Consider the following 18,258-nt stretch of genomic DNA (forward strand, 5'->3'; position numbering starts at 1 on the left):
ACGACCAGGAATACAGTCTCCAGCATCCTGCTCGGCCGTCTTGGCCAATATGAGGTATGGGTGGAGGGAGCATGCTGCACGCTGTTCCCTCCCCCAGCCCCCGGGGGGTGCCACGAAGGAGTGCGCAATGGGAAAATACGAGGACGTCTTCCGCGCCAGCACCGACGACCCGGAGAGCTTCTGGCTGACGGCTGCGCAGGACATCGACTGGGATGTCGCTCCGCGACACGCCCTGGACGCCTCCGGCGCCCCGTTCTACCGCTGGTTTCCCGACGGGCGGCTGAACGTCTGCTTCAACGCGCTGGACCGTCACGTCGAAACGGGACGCGGCGATCAACCCGCACTCATCTACGACTCGCCCGTGACCGGCACCAAGCGCACCTACACCTACACCCGGCTCAGGGACGAAGTGGCGACCTTCGCCGGAGGGTTGGCGCGACTCGGTGTGGGACAGGGCGACCGCGTGGTGATCTACATGCCGATGGTCCCAGAGGCCGCCATCGCGATGCTGGCCTGTGCACGGATCGGCGCGGTCCACTCAGTGGTCTTCGGCGGGTTCGCCCCGCACGAACTCGCCCTCCGCATCGACGATGCCGCCCCCAAGGTGGTCGTCTCCGCCTCCTGCGGCATCGAGGGCAAGCGGGTCATCGCGTACAAGCCGCTGCTCGACCGGGCCATCGAACTCGCGGCCCACAAGCCGGAAAAGAACGTGATCCTGCAACGCCCGCAGGAGCGGGCCGAGTTGGGGACCGACGATCTCGACTGGGCCGACCTGGTCGCCGCGGCACCCCCGGCCGACTGCGTGCCCGTCCCTGCGAACGCACCCCTCTACATCCTCTACACGTCCGGCACGACCGGAAAGCCGAAGGGAGTCGTCCGCGACAGCGGCGGATACGCGGTGGCCCTGCACTGGTCGATGGGCGCGGTGTACGACGTGGGCCCGGGCGAGACGATGTTCACCGGATCGGACGTCGGTTGGGTCGTCGGCCATTCGTACATCGTCTACGCCCCGCTGCTCGTCGGCGCGACCACGGTCCTGTACGAGGGCAAGCCGGTCGGCACCCCAGACGCGGGGCAGTTCTGGCGCGTCGCCGCCGAGTACCGCGTCAAGTCGATGTTCACGGCGCCCACCGCTTTCCGGGCCATCCGCAAGGAGGACCCGAAGGGTCTGCTCACCGCGGACCATGACCTGTCCGGCCTGCACTACCTCTTCCTGGCGGGCGAGCGCCTCGACCCCGAGACGTACCACTGGGCGAGCTCCCTTCTGGACATCCCAGTGATCGACCACTGGTGGCAGACCGAGACGGGCTGGCCCATCGTCGCCAACCCGATGGGCATCGGAGCCCTGCCCGTCAAGCCCGGTTCACCCACCCGTCCGCTGCCGGGCTGGGATGTCCGCGTCGTCGGCCCCTCGGGCGATCCCGTGGCCCCGGGCGTCGACGGCGCCATCGTCGTGAGGCTCCCCCTGCCGCCGGGCGCACTGCCCACCCTGTGGAACGACGACGACCGCTACGTCGCCTCCTACCTCTCCGCCTTCGACGGCTACTACCTCACCGGCGACAGCGGACACATCGACGAGGACGGCTACGTCTTCGTCATGGGCCGTACCGACGATGTCATCAACGTCGCCGGACATCGGCTGTCCACCGGCAGCATGGAGGAAGTCCTGGCGGCTCACCCCGATGTCGCGGAATGCGCCGTCATCGGCGTCGCCGACGCTCTGAAGGGGCAGGTACCGCGCGGTTTCGTCGTCCTCAAAGCCGGCACCAGCCGTACGGAGAGCGAGGTCGAGGCCGAACTCGTCCAGCTCGTGCGCGACCGCATCGGCGCCGTCGCGTCACTCAAGAGCGTGGCGGTCGTTGCCGCCCTGCCGAAAACCCGCTCGGGAAAGATCCTGCGCAAGACGATGCGCGGCATCGCCGACGGGCACGACGAGCCCATCCCTTCCACCGTGGACAACGCGAGCGTCATCGAGGCTCTCCGCCCCGTTCTGCGCCGCCAAGATCCCACACCGTGACCGTCGGTCAAGGGCCACCTGGCGGCCGGTGGACGTGAGGGGACGACCGGCGTTCGAACTGAAAGTACGTGAAGACGTGCCTGAATCCGAGGACTCCCCGTCCCTCTCCGCCGCGATCCCGCTCACGCTGGACCCGCGCAGCAGCACCGTCCTTCACTTCCGGCTTCCGATTCACGGCCGACACCCGGGAGCCAGTTCGAGGATGTCGTCGGCTACACCGTCGAGGTCAAACTGCTGGCCACCGAGGACGTCAGAGGCCACCATCTCCACTTCGACCTCGCTCCGGACTCGCCAACCAGCCCGACGTTGCGCACCGCATCCCCCTTGTAGGACGGGGCAGCGGCGCAAGACCAGGGTCGGCCGCCGCGAAGTGGCGAACGCGACGATCGTCCACGGGGCTGCTCGGCTCGCCGATACGCTCCGACGCACTCGGACTCTGCCCTCGGACCTGAGGGGCTCGGCCCTGACCGCACGGGCCGCGGTGGTGTGGGGGGCCGAACAGGCGCTCATGGGCAGCGCAACCCGCACCCGGCGCGCGCGTACCAGGTCCCCGGTTCGACCGGGCCATGACGGTCCAGCGACAGAACAGCGCGGGCAAGCCCGCCACGCCGTACGTATGGTCGCTGGAGGACCGATCCTCGCCGAGGAGTTCGTCGAGGACGTCCTCTCCCTCCCCGGCAGCTGGTCGGGGCCGGCGAGCTGCTCGTCCCCATGGCCGTCGGCGACTCCAAGAGCGAGGCCGCGATCTACGACGGGGCCAGGACACCTCCGCCGCCAGCCCATGCGGGGCCGCCTCAGCGCCTTTCAGTCACCGCAGGCAGCTGAGGGTAGCGGCGGTGACTACCAGGCACTGGCTGGCATCAAGCGCGGCGTGGGTTGGGCCGGGCGCAGTGGACACAGGTGGTCGCTGCCGGACGGATCTCCAGGCGCTCGGGGGGAACCGTTCCGCCGCAGACTTCGCACTGCCCGTACTCGCCCCGTTCGAGTCGTTCCAGGGCCCGGTCCAGCTCTTCCAGGTGCTGGCGCGCCTGGGCCAGCAGGGCGACAACGTGAGCTCGCTCGAAGGCGGTGGTGCCCCCTTCGGGATCGTGCTCGTCGTCTACCGCCACCAAGGCGTTCGCCGCGACGATCCCGTCGAAGTCGCGGCTCAGTGCCGCCGCCCGAGCGAGAGTGTCCGCGCGGTCGGCCGCGAGGCGGGCGCGGGCGGTCGGGAAGCGGGACGGGCCGGACTCATCATGGCCCTGCTGGGATACATGACCCATGTCGGGACAACGCTGATTCAAGCTTCCCGATTCCCCCTCCGCATCCTGCTGCTCCGCAACCTTGGCAGGGGGCGCTGGGGCAGTCGCTCTGGTTGAAGGAACTGCCCCGCGTGGGATGCGCGGCTCAAGTGGTCACGCCAACGGCAAGGCGTCCGCCTCACCGCCGAGGAGCCAGCACCTGCGAAGTTCGGTGAGTACCAGCCGGCACGAGCCCCGGCGCCCGGTCAGAACGCCGTGTGTGCGAACCAACGGTCAAGGAGCCCGGTGTCCCCCGATACCTCGAAAACCGGCTCCCGGTGGGACCGGCGGCCGTAGAGCAGTAGCAGAAGGTCCGCGGCCGGAGCCCGGACGGCCGCGAAGTCCGCCGCCGCGGGGCCGTTCCCGCCGCCCGGCACCAGCCCGAAGCCGTCCGGCTCCAGCCTTACCCGCCACTCCTCACCGACCGCGCCACTGGCGTCCGTGCACCCGAACGCGAGGACTTCGCCGTCGCCGCGCAGTTCGGTCACCCCAGGCGCGAAGAGGCCCGCATACGGCAGGTTCATCAGGAACTCGTCGATGCCGTCCGCGGCCAGCTCCGGATCGACATCGGCGTCGCGGCCGACGGCACGCTCCGCGTCCACCCGGTGCACCAGCGTCTCGAACAGCATCCTCCGGGCCCAGAATCGCGCGTGTGGGTCGGCGCCCCAGGTCCACATCACCGCACTGGGATCGGCGTCCCGCAGCACGGCCGCCACCGCCGGAACGCCCGCCGTAAGCCAGTCGGCGTAGTCCCGCACGTCCTCGGGAAGATCCAGCTCGACGTCCCGGTCGCGGGGAACCTCCTGCACCCGCCGGGACAGCAGGACGCAGAACCAGCGCTGCAGCGCTCCCACGTGCCGAGTGAGATCGGCCAGGGTCCAGCCGGGGCAGGACGGCACAGCGCCGGCCGGGTCGGTGCCCCGGACCGCGTCGGCGAACCGGCAGGTCTCCCGCCCGATCGCCTCACGATAGGTGTCGTACGGCAGGGGGTGTCCTGCCTGGTTCGTCGTCATCTGCAGCCGCCGTTCTGTGCTGTGCACTCGATTCAGCGATCAGTGTGGCGGCTGGAGCGCACTCGAAGGTGAATCGGCCCCGGGGGTCAGTGGGCGGCCCCCAGGTCGCGCTGAAGATCGACACCAGGGCTCCAGCTCATCCACGGCCGTGCAGAGCTCGATGTCGTCGACGACATTCCGGAGGATTACCTGCGGAGGAACAGCAGCTACGAGATGGCCCCCGGGCGAACGCGTCGAGTGGGCGGTAGAAGTGCGGTCCCTCTCGTACAGCCTGGTCCGCATCGTCGTCAGGTCCGAGCAACAGGCCTCCGTCCAAGACGAATTCCGAGCCGGTGGCGAAGGGAGCGGGCGAGTAGAAGTCGGCGATAGGCAGCCGGCCTCCGACGGTGGAGTGGTTGATCAGCGGTCTGGAGACGACGCCGGGGCGGATGGAGTTGACCGGCATGGTGTCCCGCCCCAACTCCAGCGCGGCCGTCCTGGTCGGCCCGGGCACGGCCCATCTGCTGGCGGTGCAGGGGGCGGAGAAGGCCGTGCCGGCGTGGGCCACGGTGGAGGCGATGTTGACGACGCCGAGGTCTACCCGTGCGATGCAGAAGGTTGCGGTGTCTTCCCTGGGCGATCTTCCTGTCGTAGTAGGGCCGCGAGGCCGGAGCGCCCAGGACGGCGAACGCCGAGTAGGAGAAAGCCCGCTTCAGGTGCTTGTTTCTCCCTCGGGGCGGCTGTTCGCTGCGGATCGAGGAGACCGAGTTCCGCATGGCCGGGGCGAGACCGGCATGGTCGGCCGGGTGGCCGGCGGCCTTCTCCCGCCTCGCCCAGTACCTGACCACCCTGCGCCAAGCTGCGCGGCTGACCCAGCGCGCCCTGGCCCAGTCCGCCAACATCTCCCGCGGCGCCGTCCAGCGCGCCGAGTCCGGCACCGCAGCACCCTCCGCAGCCGTCCTCGAGGCCTGCATGCGCGCCTGCGGCGGCAGTTCGGCAGAGACGGCCCGTGCCCACCTTCTGCGCAGGTGCGGCCGCCGCCCAGCGCGACCGGCTGCGCACCCTCAACGCGCCCGCCCCGCCCTCATCCACACCGAAGGCGACCGCGGCGCCGCCCTGGCCGCCGCCTACGAACGGGCCGGCGCGCCCTGCCCGAGCGACGGCCGCCTCTCACCCGGCCGCGCATCCCTGCCACGCACCACCGCCTGGCGCATCACCAACCGCAAAGGCATGCCGGCCACCCCCGCGCAACTGGTGACGTTCCTGATCGCCTGCGGCATCCAACCCGCCGAACGTCGCCCATACATCAACGCCTACCACATCATCACAATCCGCCGCACTCGCCCAACACCCTCTGCACGACGTGCCGCCAACCAGATCACGGGGGCCACTCCACTGGCAGAGATCCTGGAAATTCTGGAGCAACTACCCACAGGGCTGCATCGGGGACTGCTCGCAGCCACCACCCGGGTGGCCAGCCGGGAGGCACACGGCAACGGGATTGTCATCCCTGACCGGCCGTACTTCATCGACTTGACCACCACCGAGGGATACCCGTCACCACGGCCCCCACTCGACGACTCCGCCTCCGTGTCATGCGCTGGTGGTGAGCCCGCCCTTCGATCGATCACCTGCCTGATGTTTGCAGGTAGCACAGACCGCGGACTGCCTTGACTTTGAAGCTCCGGGAGGCAGGGACTTCGGTCTCGTCAATCCCAAAGCTGCGATGCGTCGAGGCGGAGTGTGTACGTGCCGTCGGGCCCGCCGATCGTGAGGTGCAGACCGGGCGAGAGGACGAGGGCCTGGCACCGTACGAGAAGGGGGATCGTGCGCACGCGGCCGGTGGGAACATGCCACAGATGCACTGACGCGTCGTTCCAGGCCACGGCGAGTACCGGGCCGTGGGCGGTGTGTGCGGCGGCCATGGCGGTGCCGAAGGCCGGCCGCTGCTCGACCGGATCTGGCATGGGATCGGCGGAGGTTGCCCAGAGCCGGACAGTGCCGTCCATGGCCGCGCTCATGACCAGCGTGTGCTGATCGTCAGGAAGACCCAGGCAGGTCACCGCAGTGACAGGGGCCTTGTGCAAGGCTCGTGAGTGCGGAGTGGGGTGGTAGGTCTCCAGGGCCCAGACATGCACGTTTCCCTCTTCGTCACCCACGACCGTGATGCCGCTGCGGGGGCACTGCCCAAGGGCCGTCGGTCGCATGGGGGGGTGTTTGAGGGTGAGTTGTCCGTGGCGGGCCGCGATGTGGCCGAGGACACCGGCAGCCGTTCCTTCGGCGTCCAGGGTGACGGGTTGCAGGGCGCCCGTGTCGGTGAGCAGCAGCACGGAGTGGTCACGGCGTACGGCGATGCCATCGGGAAGCACGGTCCTTGGAGATGCGACAGCGGCGGTGGCACGGCCGGTTGCCGGATCGAGGAGCGTGAGACCGCCCAGCGGATCTGCGGCGAGCAGGCCTCCCTGTTCGCCGGGCATCGGCGTCAGAGCGGTCACCGCCGCGTCCGGACGGGACCATACGGCCGTGAACAGGTGCTGTTCGGCGAGGGGCAGCAGGTACTGAGCGAGGGTCGGGCTTGCTCCCAGGGCGGCGGTGTGAAGGATGGCGGCGCGCTGGGTAATGCTGTGTCCAGTGTCCGACAACTGAGGGGCTGCTTCCCGCCAGACCTGCCGCAGTCCACGAGGTGCGGGGATGCGTTCGTCGGCCAGGCAGGCCGCGATGGACACAGGGGAACCGTGCACGAGAAACCCCGGGTCGGTGAGCAGAGCACGGACGGTGCGGCCCGTGTCCAGGGAGCGCAGCGCCTGGTCCAGAGCGTGTTCGCGGGCGAGTGCGGAGGCCAGGTCCCAGCGCGGACGGCCGTCGTCGTTGCGGGGAACCTGAGAGGTGAGGTCTCCGCCACCGAGGGCGCGGTCAGGCGCGACGAAGCTCTCGTGAGGTCTGTCGCCGACGTCGATGGTTTCGGCGCCTGTCCAGGTGTCGTGGAGGTCCATGTCACCGACCTCCACGACGGCGCGCGTCTGCGGCAGTCGCAGGAGAGGAACGAGTAGTTCACGCGTCAGGGCGGCCGGGTCGGCCGGTGGTCGGTCGGCGGGGCCGCGCCCGGCCAGATGAAGGTCCGGTACGAGGAGCAGCAGGGGGCGCGGATCGGCTGTGAGTTGGTCCAGCAGAAGATCGAGGGAGAGCGGGCCGTAGCCGAGTTGCCGGCCCAACTCCCAGGCGAAGGCGTCGGTGAAAAGCCCGGCGGAGGGGATCGTCGCGTGCGCGCTGGTGCGGGGGTGGCTGGCTGAGCCGAGGAGGAACCAGGTCAGCAGGTGGCTCTTTCCGCTGCCGCGGGCCCCACGGATCAGGCAGATCTTGGCGCGGCCGGGGGCTGTGTCGGCCGCCCAGTCCAGCAGCGTCGGACCGTGGGTCGCGGTGACCCCTTCTCGCGGCGGCCATACCGTGATGTCGGGCCCGCCGAGCGCGGGCGCCGTGCTCGCCAGCCGACTGCTCACTGGCCGGCCTCCTCGTTCTCGCGGAGCAGCCGGATGCCTTCCGCACGCGAGTCGGCCGACTCGCCGTAGGGGTAGTGGTGGGTCAGCTGGGCGTCCGGGAACACCTGCGCCAGCCACAGGGAGCAGTAGTGGCCGGGCATGAAACAGGGGGCCAGGTCGGTGTGGATGCGCAGGACCTGTTCCGGCTCGATCCCGGCCGCGCTCAGTCTGTTCCACAGCCGCTCTTCGGGGTGCAGTGCGATGGCGCCGGACTGGGTGACGATCTGCTTGCTGCCCTTGGCATCGACGTACTCGAAGGCCGCGTACCACTCAGCGCCGGCCGTGTCGCGGATGTCGTCGAGGACCAGGGGCCACCAGTTCTCCCGCTCGGCGAATGCGCGCGGATCCTGTGCGCGCAACCGCTCCCCCAGCCTGTCGAAGGCCGCCGAGGCGACCCGCGGCTGGTCCGTGCTCAGGATGACGCGCAGGGCCTCGCGCGCTTCCGTGAGGCCGGATGCGAACGCTTCGGGCGAGGAGTTGACGAAGCGGTTGGGTTCGTCGTAGCCCAGGAGCACCGCCCACACCGTCCCCTCCGTGTCGGCGCACAGTTCGAAGCCGCCGTCGCTGCCCAGCCGCGCCCAGCGTGCGTGCTCCTCCTGGGCTTCGCGGAGCCCGGCTGAGGCGGCGTATGCGCCCAGGTCCACCGGGTCGCTGTGATCGGTCACGAAGTAGGGCCCGACCTGCACCGGCACGGAAAGTCCGGCAAGCTCCGGCCCGAAGTTCCGCACGTCTCCGTCGTCAGTCACCGATTCCGCGCTCTCTCATTCGAAGTGATGTTCCGGGTCCACGATGTAGGTGAGGACATCGAACCAACAAGAATCCGGGTTCTCCAGAGCGACCGGATCCACGGAACTCATCTCTTCCCGGATGCGCAGGCGTACAGCCTCAAGTTCTTCCTTTCCATGCGATTCCCAGTCATAGTTCGGGCTCTCAGACTTGAGGAGGTACAGGAAATGAACAAATGACCGCAGCCCGCTGTTCAGGAGATAGATCTCTTTGTCTTGAGGCAGACAGTAGACCTTGCCGGTATCCGGGTCGAACGCGATATCGTCATAGGGGATCATCCCCAGACCGATCCAGCCGTCCGCCCCCGGCGGGACCTCGTCGAATCGGTCGGAGAGTTCTCCGTCCCACTCCGCGACCCGCTCCAGTCGCTCGCCGATCCCGTCATCCAGGTCGAACCAGGGGTTCTCCCAGACCGGAATACCCAGCGCTCCCAGGACATCCCGGGCATCCGCGTCCGACACAGGTCCGAGAATGATCTCCGGCGACCTGATCAGCTCGCCCGGGTCGAACACGGCCTCGAGCATGCCACGAGTGAGGTTGCTACTCATTTACCCTAATCTCACCGAAAGTAGATAACTCACAAGATCTTATCTACTTAGTTTCAGCTGGTCAAGATAGCTCTCCATGATGGCATTCCCGCGTTCCCTGGATGCCTTGTCGCCGTATTCGACGCTATGGCTCACCTCGGTTCCCGGGAATCTCTCCGCCATCCATGAGCTGCAATTCGCCCCTGTACTGCAGGGTTCTCGCTCCGTATAGAGATGGCGTATTCGCGCCGGTTCCCCCTCTCTCAGGAACGGCGTCCCGATCATCCGCTCGGAGTGCCGGCGCCCATTGCTGCGGGCAACGAGAACAAAGTCTTCGCTGCCGTCCGCACTGCGCACCCGCGCGGCCGCGTAGTTGTTACTCGTGAACTCCCCGTCCTTGTTGTGGGTGCCGTAACTGCGATCCGCGTGGCGGGCCAGCCGGGTGGCCTGGGAGAGGTCGGTGCTGCCCAGCGGAACCTGCTGGGAAGATGCCTTCGGCCGTGGATCAGTGCGCCCCTCGCTCCTGTCCTTCAGCTTGGCGTTCCGTTCACCTTTGACCGGACGTCCGATCGAGGTGCTGTCGAGCCCGAGCTTCGCCCGGTCCGCGTCCGTCAGGTCCGAATGGGAGCGGTCAGGGTTCAACCGGCGAATGCTTCCGTCGTCGGCCATGTGGTAGACCGGCGTCTCCTCGGTTCTGGGACGCTTGGCGATCCGCTCTAGCTCCGCCGCGTGCTTCGCATCGGTCTCGAGGTGGTTGTCCGCGACCCTCTTCAGCCGTTTCCCGGTGTCGTGATAGAGATCCTTGACGGCCTTGCCGGCGTCCTCTCCGACGGCTTTGCCGGTCTTCTCCGCGGCGTGCTCCAGTGCCTTGACGATCTGGTTGGTCACTCGAAGCTCACCCCCGCCAGCTTGGACTTGAACTCCTCGGCGTGCGCGGTCACCTTCTCCGCGTGACCGTGCATCAACTCCGCGCGGGTGTGCACCTGTTCCGGGTCGATGGAGAAACCCGTCCCCGCGTCGCCGCCGCCGACACCCGCTGCCGACTCCGCCGCCTGGAACACCAGTCCGCTCACCGCCCGACCGACCACCTCCACCAGCGGTTCCACGGCCGCCTCGATGACCTGCCCGATGATGTACTGCTCCAGTTGCTGTTCCAGGTAGTCCATCAGCTTCTCGGCGGCCTCCACGATCAGCACCTCGGCCGCCTCCGCGAGCCCGAGAGTTGCCACCGCTGCCGCCTGATCCGCCACGAACGACGCGGCCAGAACCGCCAATTCTGCGATCGCCTCCACCTTCATGCCCACGATCACGTCCGCCGCCACGTCGAGTGCGGTCGCAACCGTATGGCAGGCCGTCAGCAACTCGGACATGTGGCCGGAAGACAACTGCGACCACTTCGTCAGCAACGCCTCGTACGATGGCCCTTGGTACACATCGGCCATCCGCTTGAGTGTCGCTGAGGAATCCTGGTGCGTCTCGTCCAGCTTCTCCGCGAAGTCCCGCACGTGGGACGCGAACTCACGAACCTTGTCCTCGTTCACATTCGGCCAGTTCACACCGATGAACTGCAGGAAGGAAACGACTTCTTCAGGCAGCTCAATAGCCACAGTGCCCCCGTCCGGCAACAGCAAAAACCAGCTCAGCAGGCTAGTAGAGCGCGGGCAACGGTAGGGCAAACGCACCCTGTTGATACCTCCAACAGCGTCGGCCTCAACGCATCTGTGGAGCAGCCAGGTCTGGGCGGGGCACACTCGCGCTGCGCCGTCACCGACGAGCTGGGTGACGGCCCCCCGGAGTTGGTCGCGGACGGGGACCGAGACGGTGCCGACCCAAGACACCCGGGACCACCTCGGTGGTCCACCGGCGGCGGGCGCCGCGTAGGCGATCGGGGACGGCGGTAATGGCGATGACGAGCATGGAGGGCATCTCAGCCTCCGCTCGGCGCACAGTTCACCCCAGCAGACAGGAACCCGGTCTGGGGGTCCCAGAGGCAGACCATGCGTGCGTCGCTGCGTTCGCAGACGCCGTCCTCGGTGTCGGCTCTGGCATGAGGAGGTAGAGGCACATCCCCTCCGCGACCGAACCGGACACAAGACATGAATAGTTCGCGGTCACAGGCCTCAAGATGGCGTTGCTCGTTGGGCCCATGGCCGCTGTGGTTCTGCGGTGGTACCTCGAAGGGGGCAATTGTGGCCCCTTCGGTCGCCGGTCACTTCTGGTTTAGCGGCTGGCGAGTTCTCCGGGCAGTCGTTCGGTCTTGATGAAGGTGCTCAGGGCGGCGCCCCAGGGCACGGTGCGGGCGAATCCTTCGGCGAGGTGGGTGCTGGTCCGTATCGGTTGGGGGAGGTGACGGTCGTGGGTGAAACCGAGCATGCGGGCGACCGCCCGCCAAAGGCGGGCGTCCGGGGGGATGCCAACGGCCGCGTGGTGGCGTCGACATCGGCCGCCCGCACCAGCTCGCCCAGCGGCTGATCTCCATCTCCGAGCGACACGGCGTCGACTTCGAGCACGACCCCCCGTACGGGCGTGCCCGAGCCTGGCTCCGTCCCCGAGCCAAGGGCTGGCCGATGGCGGAGGAACTCTTCACCACTGCCCCCGCCCGCGTGATCAACAAGCAGGACGACAACTTCGAGGAGCACTGGGACGGCCTCGTCTCGGGCTCCGCCGTCCAACTCCCCCTCGGCTGAGCCACCCTCACCGTCTCCTCGGAAGGACTTCCCGTGCGCGCATCCATGCCCTCAGCTCCTGTTCCTCCCCTTCTCCCACTTGTCCGCCGTGCTGTACGTGGCCACGCCATCCGGAGCTGACGGCGGGTCGTCATGCAGGCCGGGCTGCTGGCCTGCATGACGACCCGGCCCAGGGAAATGTGATCCCGCCCGGCGCCCTGTACGCGTGCGACAACGGCAAGTTCGGCAAGGGCTGGCCCGGCGAGCCGGCCTGGTTCGCGTGGCTGACGGCGACCGTCGACCGCTACGGCCCAGACCTCCGCGCCCTGGGCATCCCGGCCGCATTGGCCGCCCAGGACGGCAGCGAGCACGGCCTCATCCCCTGGGACTCGATCGACGTGCTGTTCCTCGCCGGCAGCACCGACTGGAAGACCTCCCCGCCGCCCACCGCCTGGCCGTTGAGGCCCGGGAGCGCGGACTGGCCGTCCACATGGGCCGCGTCAACTCCCGCCGGCGGCTGCGCATCGCGCAGGCCTTCGGCTGCACCGGCTGCGACGGCACCTACCTCGCCTTGAGGCCCGATACCAACCTCCCTCGCCTCCTGGCCTGGATGAACGAACTCCTCACCACCCCAACGCTGTTCGGAGACGAAGCATGACGACCCGCCTGCGTCACATCGGCGCCGCGAGCATGGGCATCCTCGACCCCATTCCCTCCACCATGCCCTCCCCGATGACCGAGGAGGAAGGCGCCTGGGTCCGCGCGCACGCCTGGACGAAGGGACTGCGCAAGGTCGACGACGCCTACCCCCACGGCTTCCACCGCTGGTGCTCCTGCGAGCGCGGCATCTGCCCCGGCTGTGCCTCCGGGTACCACGGCCGGTGCGTCAGCGCCGGCGGCCCCCGCGTCGACGAGCACGCCGACACCATAACCAACGCCCAAGGGTTCGTCGTCGCCGTGATCCGGTACGGACCGGGCCAGCGGCCCTGCCGGTGGCTCTGCCCCTGCCCTCACCCGGTTGACGTCGACGAAACCGCTGACACGGGCAAACCCGAGAAACCCGCTGGCGCCCAGCAGACCGTCCCGGCACACCGGCCTGCAGCCAGCCCTGAAGGACAGCATGGCGTTGCTGCCCTGGGACGTCCGGATCTGCTCCTTCCGCCGCAACCATTTCCGCACCTCGCGGGTCACACCGGTGAAGCACGGCGGGCCGGGCCCCTCCCGGCGCATGGGGAAGGTTTCGGTCGGATGGCACGACGATCACGGGTACGCGCGGTCGCGACGGCGGCGGCGGGCGCGGTGGCGCTGGTGGCGTGGGTGTTCGGCACGGGTCCGGCCCGCGCCGACACGGCGGACGCCGCACGAGAGATGACGGTCCGGTTCACCGAGCACGAGGTCTTCATCGGGACGGAGCCGGCCGCTGTGAACGTGGTCTACCGGTGGAAGGTGGCCGGCGGGGGCACGGCACACCACGTCCACCTGACCGTCGACCTGTCCAAAGTGGCCGACTTCGCCGAGCCGGCACCGTCGCAGCACTGCAACGGCAACCTCTGCACGCTGGACCTGGCGTCCGCCACCTCGGACTTCCACGCCATCACGCTGGTGCCGAAGCCCGGTGCGGCCATCGGCAGCAGCGGCACCGTGACCGTCTCCGGCACGGCGTCGGACGCCACCGTCACCGGCGACCACCTCACCCTGACCAACGGCAAGACGCAGCTGAAGGTGAGCGCGTCCGCCGACCAGCTGGACCAGGTGCCGGGCGACACGCTGACCTATCCGCTCCACGTGTGGAACAACGGTCAACTCCCCGCGGCCAAGGGGGTGCAGCTGCGGATCGACACCACCGCCGGGCTGCACCTCCAGGGCTCCTGGGCCAACTGCCGCGACGTGTCCGCGAGCGGCCGCGGGGGGCACATCGTGCGCGAGACCCTGTGCGACTTCCCCACCCCGGTGGAGCCCGGCCGGCAGTACGCGTTGTCGTCGCCGCTGCGCGTCAAGGTCGGCGACGAGGCCTGGCGCGACAAGATCTTCTACGAATTCACCCCGCTGACCAGTGCCGCCCCGGCCAACGGCCCCGGGACCCCGCTGAGCCTGGTCCCGAGTGGCGCGATGCCGTCCGACGGGAACACCACCCCGTATTTCACCACCTACGTCAACAGCATCAACCACGCCGACTTCGCCGTCACCGGGGACACCGTCACCGGGCGGCGCGGCGGTCACGCCACGCTGCACGCCACGGTGATCGACCGGGGGCCGGCGGTGGTGCAGTTCGTCCAAGACGACTACGCCTCCCTCCCGGTCCTCGTCAAGCTGCCGCCGGGCACGAAGGCCACGAAGATCCCGGACAACTGCCAGCCGCCGCCCACGGACGACGGGTCGGACCCCGGCCCCCGGATGGGCCGGTCCTCCTACCAGTGCGACTTCGGCGAACCCGCCCCGGGGGACAGACACGTCCTGTCGTTCACCGTCGCCATCGGCCCCCGTACCCCGGCCGTCTCCACGGGCCGGGTCCGCACGCTGGAGATCATGCCGGGGCTCGACCCCGACGACTCCAACGACAGCGCGGCGCTGACCCTGCGGCTGGCGCAGGGCGGCTCCGCGGGCGGCGGCACGGCCGGAGCGTCCGGCTCCGTTTCGGGCGGCCCTTCTGCAGGGTCCCAACCGCTGGCCGACACCGGATTCGGCGGCGGCTGGATCGCCCGGGCGGCCGGCGCACTGCTGCTGGCGGGTGGGGTGGCCGTAGCGCTTATCCGACGGTCCCACGGTGGGAACTGACACGCCGTCCGCGTGTCACAACCAGTGCAGGGTGCATGAACCCGTCTTCTGCATCAGGGTGTGGATTTGCTGCCGCCGGGGCCCGCGACGAGCAGACTTGACCCGCTGACTGCGGCGACCCCTCTGCGGCTCAGGCTTCCCGTTGCCCTCTCGGCCGCGTGCCGTAGCCGCTACCGGCTGGGGCACATAGGTGCACGGCATGGGCGGCTCCCAAGCCGAGGCGTCCACGCGACGGTTCGAGGCGCTGGCCAAGGCCGAGGGACTCGCCCCCTACAGGGTGCTGGACAACCTGGTCGGCAACACCGACCTGGCGCACGAGTTCCTCGCCCACGCCTCCGCCGAGGGCAAGAACCGCGAAGCCTGGGACGCGATCTTCCGCGCCTACTTCGGCCAGACCCGCCCCGTCTTCAGCCTGGACGACCGGCTCGACCTGGCCAGGAGATCGGCCTGGACCGCGAGGGCACCCGCCGGGCGCTCACCGAGCACCGCTACCAGCGGCAGGTGAGCGACGATGCCGACCGCGCCCAGCGCCTGGGCGCCACCGGCGCGCCCTTCATCGTCATCGACGGCACGTACGGCGTCCCCGGAGCGCAGGACAGCGACGGCCTTCTCGACGTTCTGCGCACGGCCTGGGACGCATCCCACCCGCTCACCCTCGCGACCGGCGCCGACGCTGCGGTCTGCGGCCCCGACGGCTGCGCCGTACCGGCCCGCAGCTGACCTCCAGCGGTCACTCCCCGATCCACCCTTGATCGATTTGAAAGGCTGACTTCTCCATGTCCTATCTGCTGCACATCGACGCGTCTACGCTCGGCGAGGCCTCCTTCTCCCGTCAGGTCGCCCGGTCCTTCCGTGACGAGTGGCAGGGCGCGGTCGTCCACCGCGACCTGGCCGTCTCCCCCGCCCCGCACCTGAGCGCGGCGGGCATCACGGCCCGCACCACCGACCCCGCCGAGCACACGTGTGGATCCTGGGGCAGGACCTTAGGCGCGCCGTCCGTCGACGGCCCGCTGGCCAGCACGCCGACATGGCTCTGGCGGGTGCGCCGCGCCTGAGCGGGGGCCGGCAGTCCCGGGTGCGGAACGCCGGTATCCGCATCGGTACCGCTGTGGGACACGGTCGGCCGCATCATCCTCGGCACTGGCTCTCACCCCCCTCGTGCACGAGGGGGCAGGGGGGAGGGGCGATGTCGCATGCTGGCCGTATGGGGTTGTTCGCTGCGGATCCGGCGGCCTGCGTCTTCTGTGGCATCGTCGCAGGCCGGGTGCGCGCCAGCCGGGTGTACGAGGACGCCCGGGTCCTGTCCTTCATGGAGATCCGCCCGGCCGCGCCCGGAGATCTCCTCGTCATTCCCAAGGCGCACGCCGCAGGCCTGGAGGACATCGACCAGACCTTGACGGCGCACCTGTTTCAGGTCGTCCATCTGCTGGCGCGGGCACTGCGGCGCTCCGGGCTGCCGTGTGAGGGAGTGAACGTGTTTCTCGCCGACGGCGAGGTGGCCGATCAGACGGTCTTCCACCTTCACGTGCACGTTTTCCCCCGTACCCCGGACGACCGGTTCCGTTTGGAGGTCACGTGGCTGGATCGGTCCCGAGCAGACCTGGATGACGACGCCGCACGGGTCAGGGACGGCCTTACGCGCAACGGATACCGCTACGGGCATCCGTGAGGTGTGGTGGGTCGAAGGCCAGATCCTGTACGGCCGAGCTCCGTTCTAGTTCAACCGGCCCCGCATCCTCACCAGCCATGAGATTCATGGGGCAGGGCTGGATGTTCTTCAGGTCCTCCAGGGGCTTGGGTGCGTCTGCCGGGTGTAGGCGCTGGACCAGGGCTGGTCGCTCGCGAGGATCTGGCCTGTCGGCTCCTCACCATTGGCCGTACACTGCCAATTCATAAGCAAGCGGGCTGTATTGACGGGGGGGAGCCCACCATGTCTGGGGATTTCTACGGCCAGAACAGATTCGTACCGCCGATGCCGTCGAGTCCTCCGCCCGCGCCGCCGGACGCAGGCCGGGCCGTCGCCGTCGCCCTCCTCAACCTCAGCGGTCTGGGCCTGGGTTACGCACTGATGCGCCGCTGGGTCCTGGCCGCCGTGTGCTGGGCGGCGACCGTCGTCCTGCTGCTGATGGCGCTGCCTGCGGACGCCGACGGCGTGCCCGGGCTCGCGCTCGGCCTGTACGTCGTGTTCCTGGTGCTGACCGCCGTCCACGGCGCCGTCGTCGCACTGCGCACGCGCCTGGCCTGGCCTGGACGGTCGCCGATCGCGATCCTGCTGGGCGTGGCGCTGCTCGCCGTACCGGTGGGCGGGTCCGTGCTGTACGACAACGCCCGCCAGGAGGCCATCGAGCAGGCCCTCCTCAACCGGCTCCAGAAGGCCGACGACCTGGTGACGGCGGCCGGCCGGGACTCGTTCGGCAGCGGCAAGTCCGACTACAGGTCGGCGCTCGAGACCTACCGGAATCTCGCGATCCACCACTCGGGGTCCCGCGCGGCGGCCGAGGTCCCCGACCGGATGAGGACCTACTACGCGACGGTGGGCGCGGCCTACGGCCACAAGAACTACTGCGACGCCGTCGCACCGCTCGAGTACCTGCGCACGGTGCCCGACACCATGCCCAAGGACGCCATCGGCTCTCTGCGCACATGGCCCGACGACCGGCTCGCCACTTCGCTGTACGAGTGCGGTTCGCAGCGGATGTCCGGTGGCGACTCGGACTGGGTCACGCAGTACGGCAACCTGCTGGACACCTTCCCCGACTCCGAGCCGGCCGCGAAGGTCGCCCCCGCGGTGAGTTCGGCCGTCGACGCCGCCACCAAGGAGGTACACGGCGACGACCCGTGCGCCGCCGTCTCCCAGCTGCGCGAGCTGAAGACCCAGATCGGCGACCTGTCCGGCAGCGCGGGCGAGCAGTCGAGCGACCTCGACAAGGACGCCGACCGGGCGGGCGCGAAGGCCGACGCCGGTGACTACGCCTGCGGCGTCCACCAGTACAAGCACGGCGACTTCGATGAGGCCCAGCAGACCCTCACCAACTTCGCCTCCGCTCACAAGCACGACAAGAACCGGGCCCGCGCCCAGAAGATCGCCATAGCCGCTGAGATCGCCCAGACCATCCCGGCCGCCGGCAAGAAGCTGCCCACCACCGCCTCCGGCGGCGGCATCTCGGTGACGGTGAAGAACGACAGTCCCGACGACATCACCGTCCTCTACACCGGCCCCGTCACGGGCAGTTTCACCCTCAAGGCCTGCGGCAGTTGCAAGGCCTACTCCTTCACCGACACCATCACCCCCGGCTTCAAGCCCTGCTCCAGCGGCAAGAGCTACCCCCAGCGCACCATCAGCCTGCCAGCGGGCACCACCTACTTCGTCCACAAGCCCAAGAACCGAACCACCGCGTCGCCCGCCAAGGACACCGCCAAGATCAGCTCCGGCTACATCTACACCGAGTGCTCCTACACCACGCAGAGCCTCGGCAGCGTTCACTGACGGTCCGTTCCCTGCCGGTGGCGCCGAGCGTCACCGGCCGGAGCGAACCGCCAGGTGTGCCATGAGCGTGTAGTGCCCTTCTTCATCACGGGTCGCGGTGCGATCAGGTGCAGATCCGCGAAAACCCACGGATCGGGGCTCCATGCGTCCGTTGTCCGAGGTCGGCCGTCGAGGTGGTGCTCGCCGGCCGGC

19 protein-coding genes and 2 pseudogenes are annotated in these 18,258 nt (G+C 69.0%); 10 read left to right on the forward strand and 11 right to left on the reverse strand.

Annotated elements, in window-relative coordinates; genetic code table 11:
* Window positions 1-127 precede the first annotated feature (127 nt).
* Complete coding sequence (locus tag LN251_RS35495) at window positions 128-2,017, forward strand: propionyl-CoA synthetase (protein WP_458248284.1); 1,890 nt, start codon at window positions 128-130, stop codon at window positions 2,015-2,017.
* An 860-nt stretch (window positions 2,018-2,877) separates the two neighbouring features.
* Here the strand turns inward: LN251_RS35495 and LN251_RS35500 are convergent.
* From LN251_RS35500 to LN251_RS35515, 4 genes and pseudogenes are all read right to left on the reverse strand, one after another.
* Window positions 2,878-3,279, reverse strand: a complete 402-nt coding sequence (locus tag LN251_RS35500) for a TraR/DksA family transcriptional regulator (RefSeq protein WP_458248285.1) — start codon at window positions 3,277-3,279, stop codon at window positions 2,878-2,880.
* A gap of 224 nt (window positions 3,280-3,503) precedes the next feature.
* On the reverse strand, window positions 3,504-4,337 hold the full coding sequence (locus LN251_RS35505; RefSeq protein ID WP_458248286.1) for a maleylpyruvate isomerase family mycothiol-dependent enzyme: 834 nt from the start codon (window positions 4,335-4,337) through the stop codon (window positions 3,504-3,506).
* 109 nt (window positions 4,338-4,446) lie between these two features.
* Window positions 4,447-4,899 carry an SDR family oxidoreductase gene (locus tag LN251_RS35510; RefSeq protein ID WP_458249484.1) on the reverse strand — a complete coding sequence of 151 codons (453 nt, stop codon included), beginning with the start codon at window positions 4,897-4,899 and terminating at the stop codon, window positions 4,447-4,449.
* 13 nt (window positions 4,900-4,912) lie between these two features.
* A pseudogene (locus tag LN251_RS35515) lies at window positions 4,913-5,104 on the reverse strand (IS110 family transposase); the annotation flags it as partial.
* On the opposite strand from LN251_RS35515, the gene LN251_RS35520 reads away from it, so the two are divergent.
* On the forward strand, window positions 5,064-5,963 hold the full coding sequence (locus tag LN251_RS35520) for a helix-turn-helix domain-containing protein (protein ID WP_458248287.1): 900 nt from the start codon (window positions 5,064-5,066) through the stop codon (window positions 5,961-5,963). The pseudogene LN251_RS35515 and the gene LN251_RS35520 overlap by 41 nt on opposite strands.
* A gap of 35 nt (window positions 5,964-5,998) precedes the next feature.
* Here LN251_RS35520 and LN251_RS35525 read toward each other — a convergent pair whose 3' ends face one another.
* The 7 genes from LN251_RS35525 to LN251_RS35555 form a co-directional block, all read right to left on the reverse strand.
* Window positions 5,999-7,786: a WD40 repeat domain-containing protein gene (locus LN251_RS35525; protein ID WP_458248288.1), complete on the reverse strand. Its 1,788-nt coding sequence runs from the start codon at window positions 7,784-7,786 to the stop codon at window positions 5,999-6,001.
* Window positions 7,783-8,571 (reverse strand): nucleic acid/nucleotide deaminase domain-containing protein, encoded by a 789-nt coding sequence (locus LN251_RS35530; protein WP_458248289.1) that lies wholly within the window; start codon window positions 8,569-8,571, stop codon window positions 7,783-7,785. The genes LN251_RS35525 and LN251_RS35530 overlap by 4 nt, the downstream gene beginning before the upstream one ends.
* Before the next feature lie 15 nt (window positions 8,572-8,586).
* A complete protein-coding gene (locus tag LN251_RS35535; protein WP_458248290.1) occupies window positions 8,587-9,159 on the reverse strand; it encodes an SUKH-4 family immunity protein in 573 nt (190 codons plus the stop codon).
* 39 nt (window positions 9,160-9,198) lie between these two features.
* The gene (locus tag LN251_RS35540) at window positions 9,199-10,026 is read right to left on the reverse strand and encodes a nucleic acid/nucleotide deaminase domain-containing protein (protein WP_458248291.1); all 828 of its coding nucleotides are present in this window, start codon (window positions 10,024-10,026) and stop codon (window positions 9,199-9,201) included.
* Window positions 10,023-10,745 (reverse strand): WXG100-like domain-containing protein, encoded by a 723-nt coding sequence (locus tag LN251_RS35545; RefSeq protein WP_458248292.1) that lies wholly within the window; start codon window positions 10,743-10,745, stop codon window positions 10,023-10,025. The genes LN251_RS35540 and LN251_RS35545 overlap by 4 nt, the downstream gene beginning before the upstream one ends.
* Before the next feature lie 157 nt (window positions 10,746-10,902).
* Complete coding sequence (locus LN251_RS35550) at window positions 10,903-11,064, reverse strand: type I-E CRISPR-associated endoribonuclease Cas2 (RefSeq protein WP_458248293.1); 162 nt, start codon at window positions 11,062-11,064, stop codon at window positions 10,903-10,905.
* 294 nt (window positions 11,065-11,358) lie between these two features.
* On the reverse strand, window positions 11,359-11,511 hold the full coding sequence (locus LN251_RS35555) for a hypothetical protein (protein WP_458248294.1): 153 nt from the start codon (window positions 11,509-11,511) through the stop codon (window positions 11,359-11,361).
* Between the two features lie 493 nt (window positions 11,512-12,004).
* On the opposite strand from LN251_RS35555, the gene LN251_RS35560 reads away from it, so the two are divergent.
* The 8 genes and pseudogenes from LN251_RS35560 to LN251_RS35595 all read left to right on the forward strand — a co-directional run bounded on the left by LN251_RS35560 (window position 12,005) and on the right by LN251_RS35595 (window position 18,066).
* Window positions 12,005-12,379 (forward strand): hypothetical protein, encoded by a 375-nt coding sequence (locus tag LN251_RS35560; RefSeq protein WP_458248295.1) that lies wholly within the window; start codon window positions 12,005-12,007, stop codon window positions 12,377-12,379.
* Between the two features lie 157 nt (window positions 12,380-12,536).
* Window positions 12,537-12,866, forward strand: a pseudogene (locus tag LN251_RS35565) (DUF6248 family natural product biosynthesis protein); the annotation flags it as partial.
* Between the two features lie 186 nt (window positions 12,867-13,052).
* Window positions 13,053-14,579, forward strand: a complete 1,527-nt coding sequence (locus tag LN251_RS35570; RefSeq protein ID WP_458249551.1) for a hypothetical protein — start codon at window positions 13,053-13,055, stop codon at window positions 14,577-14,579.
* Between the two features lie 199 nt (window positions 14,580-14,778).
* Window positions 14,779-15,084, forward strand: a complete 306-nt coding sequence (locus LN251_RS35575) for a hypothetical protein (protein ID WP_458249552.1) — start codon at window positions 14,779-14,781, stop codon at window positions 15,082-15,084.
* The gene (locus LN251_RS35580) at window positions 15,027-15,299 is read left to right on the forward strand and encodes a DsbA family oxidoreductase (protein ID WP_458249485.1); all 273 of its coding nucleotides are present in this window, start codon (window positions 15,027-15,029) and stop codon (window positions 15,297-15,299) included. The genes LN251_RS35575 and LN251_RS35580 overlap by 58 nt, the downstream gene beginning before the upstream one ends.
* Window positions 15,300-15,355: 56 nt before the next feature.
* The gene (locus tag LN251_RS35585; protein ID WP_458248296.1) at window positions 15,356-15,634 is read left to right on the forward strand and encodes a hypothetical protein; all 279 of its coding nucleotides are present in this window, start codon (window positions 15,356-15,358) and stop codon (window positions 15,632-15,634) included.
* Window positions 15,635-15,783: 149 nt separating this feature from the next.
* Window positions 15,784-16,248 carry an HIT family protein gene (locus LN251_RS35590; protein ID WP_458248297.1) on the forward strand — a complete coding sequence of 155 codons (465 nt, stop codon included), beginning with the start codon at window positions 15,784-15,786 and terminating at the stop codon, window positions 16,246-16,248.
* A gap of 261 nt (window positions 16,249-16,509) precedes the next feature.
* Window positions 16,510-18,066, forward strand: coding sequence for a hypothetical protein (locus tag LN251_RS35595; protein ID WP_458248298.1), 1,557 nt, complete (start codon window positions 16,510-16,512; stop codon window positions 18,064-18,066).
* Window positions 18,067-18,258 lie beyond the last annotated feature (192 nt).

It is taken from the genome of Streptomyces sp. MAI_2237 (assembly GCF_054189285.1).